2 protein-coding genes and 1 pseudogene are annotated in these 2,380 nt (G+C 63.0%); 2 read left to right on the plus strand and 1 reads right to left on the minus strand.

What is annotated here, in order from left to right; genetic code table 11:
• A partial coding sequence (locus ACSHXH_RS19400; RefSeq protein ID WP_435673445.1) for a transglycosylase domain-containing protein occupies positions 1–1,508 on the minus strand: 1,508 nt, incomplete at its 3' end.
• A 294-nt stretch (positions 1,509–1,802) separates the two neighbouring features.
• Between ACSHXH_RS19400 and ACSHXH_RS19405 the strand changes: the two genes are divergently transcribed.
• Both ACSHXH_RS19405 and ACSHXH_RS19410 read left to right on the plus strand, forming a co-directional pair.
• Positions 1,803–2,141: a P-II family nitrogen regulator gene (locus ACSHXH_RS19405; protein WP_435673446.1), complete on the plus strand. Its 339-nt coding sequence runs from the start codon at positions 1,803–1,805 to the stop codon at positions 2,139–2,141.
• Positions 2,142–2,239: 98 nt separating this feature from the next.
• Positions 2,240–2,380 (plus strand): annotated as a pseudogene (locus ACSHXH_RS19410) (ammonia channel protein); the annotation flags it as partial.

Here is a 2,380-nt window from a genome sequence, read left to right on the forward strand (position 1 = left end):
TCCTGATAGAGCCGTACCGCGGGCGTGTTGAGCGACTGCGTCAGCGCCTCGGTCAGCGTGACCGTGCCGCGATAGCTGTTGGTGTAGTTGCGCGGGCACCATTCGCCGGAGCCTGCGATATTCAGGCACAGCGGCGCATCCTCGATCAGGTCGTTCGGCGAATAACCCAGTTCCAGCGCGGTGGCATAGACGAATGGTTTGAATGCCGATCCCGGCTGACGGCTGGCCTGCGTGGCGCGGTTGAACGATCCGCCGCCCGATCCGTCGCGCCCGCCGACCATGGCGCGCACCGCGCCGTCGGGTGTCATCACGACAATCGCGGCCTGCGCCTCGCTGCTTTCGCTGAGACGGTTTTCGAACACTTCGGCAAGCGCGTCCTCGGCCTGCCGCTGCATGGCGCGGTCCAGCGTGGTCTGGATGATCACGTCCTCGGTGGTGTTGCGAGTAAAGAATTCAGGCCCGCTGTCCATCACCCAGTCTGCGAACCAACCGCCGGCCCGCGATGCCGCGACCGCTGACAACTGCGCGGGGTTGTCGAGAGCTTCCTGTGCCGCCGATTCCGACAGGTAGCCCTGTTCCTCCATCAAGAAGATGACCAGCGCGGCACGGTCCTGCGAGCGTTCGAGGTTGTTGGTCGGTGCCAGCGTCGTGGGGGCCTTCAGAAGCCCCGCCAGCATCGCCGCCTGTGCCGGCGTCACCTCGGCGGCAGAGCGTGCGAAATACCGTTGCGCTGCCGACTCGAAGCCACGCGCACCAGCACCCAGATAGGCGCGGTTGAGATAGAGCGTGAGGATATCATCCTTCGAATACCGCAGCTCCATCGCCATCGAATAGACCGCCTCCTGCACCTTGCGCCAAAGCGTGGTGCGGCGGCAGTCGCGTTCATATTCAGTCTCGTTCTCGAAAACCTCTGGGTCGTATTCGCGCCCGAGGCACAGCAGCTTGGCGGTCTGCTGGGTGATCGTCGAACCGCCGTTGCCCGACAGCGGCCCGCGCCCGGCCTGCAGGTTGATCCGCACCGCAGAGGCGATACCGCGCGGAGAAATGCCGAAGTGGCGATAGAAGCGCTTGTCCTCGGTGGCGACCACGGCGTTGCGAAGATGCGGTGAGACGGTTTCGGCGGTGACGACACCGCGAAACTGGTCACCGCGCCAAGCGAATTCCTCGCCCTCGCGGTCGAGCAGGATCACAGAGCCACGGATACGGCCATCAACAAGTGCATTCACCGGCGGCAGGGTCGACGCATAATAGAGAATGCCGAGCCCGATGATCCCTGCGACGATCAGTGCCGAATACCACGTCACGCGCCAGATCAGTCGGAAAATCCAGCGAAACAGCCCTGTCACCAGCCCAGCGAGCGCGCCAATGGGTCCGCGTCGCTTCGACCTGCGTGCAGGCTTGGCGCGCCGCTTCGTCGATTTCGACGCCGGTTTCGCCTTCGCCTTGGTGCTGCCCGAATATCTCCGGTCCGCCACCAGCGGCGCTTTCTTTTTGCCGTTTCCGCTCATCTGCCGCTCTGTTTGCTGCTCTTGTTTTGCCGCGACACTAGCGAGTCGCGGCAGCTTTGTAGAGACGCGTTATAGGTTCCGCAGCGGCGACCGGCCAGCGTAACGCTGCATTGCGGCATCAGCGAAGCGCCCAATTTTTGGGCAAACACACCAATTAGTGCAAAAATTGTGCAACTTGCAGCCGTCGCCGGAAATTCCGACGGGACCCGACCTTGTTTCGACAACGAGGCTCGGCCCTGCTTGCCGCAAGCCACCGGCAGACCGCCGGAGATCACAGCAAGAGGACAGCAAACCGTGAAACTCATCATTGCTGCCATCAAGCCATTCAAGCTCGACGAGGTCCGCGAAGCGCTGACCGCGATCGGCGTGAGCGGCATGATGGTGACCGAAATCAAGGGCTTCGGCACACAGTCGGGCCATACCGAAATCTATCGTGGCGCCGAATACGCCGTGAACTTCGTCCCGAAGGTCAAGCTCGAGATCGTCGTGCCGGATGCGGAGGCCGATCAGGTCGTCCGTGCCATCGCCGACACCGCCAAGACCGACAAGATCGGCGACGGCAAGATTTTCACCATCGACGTCGAGAGCGCCCTGCGGGTCCGCACCGGCGAGATGAACGACGACGCAATCTAGGCCCGCGGTCCGTAACCGGGCCGCGCCGAAAGATGACCAGAGGGATCAACGGAAAGATGACCATGAAACTGAGTAGATTGATGGCGGCACTGGCCGCGATGACCGCGCCGGGAGTGGCGCTGGCACAGGACGCCGAGATGATCGTCGACAAGGGCGACGTGGCCTGGATGATGATCGCGACCGTGCTGGTGCTGTTCATGATCGTGCCGGGACTGGCGCTGTTTTACGGCGGCCTGGTG

The sequence above is a fragment of the Marivita sp. genome, from assembly GCF_051251565.1.
Lineage (GTDB): Bacteria > Pseudomonadota > Alphaproteobacteria > Rhodobacterales > Rhodobacteraceae > Marivita.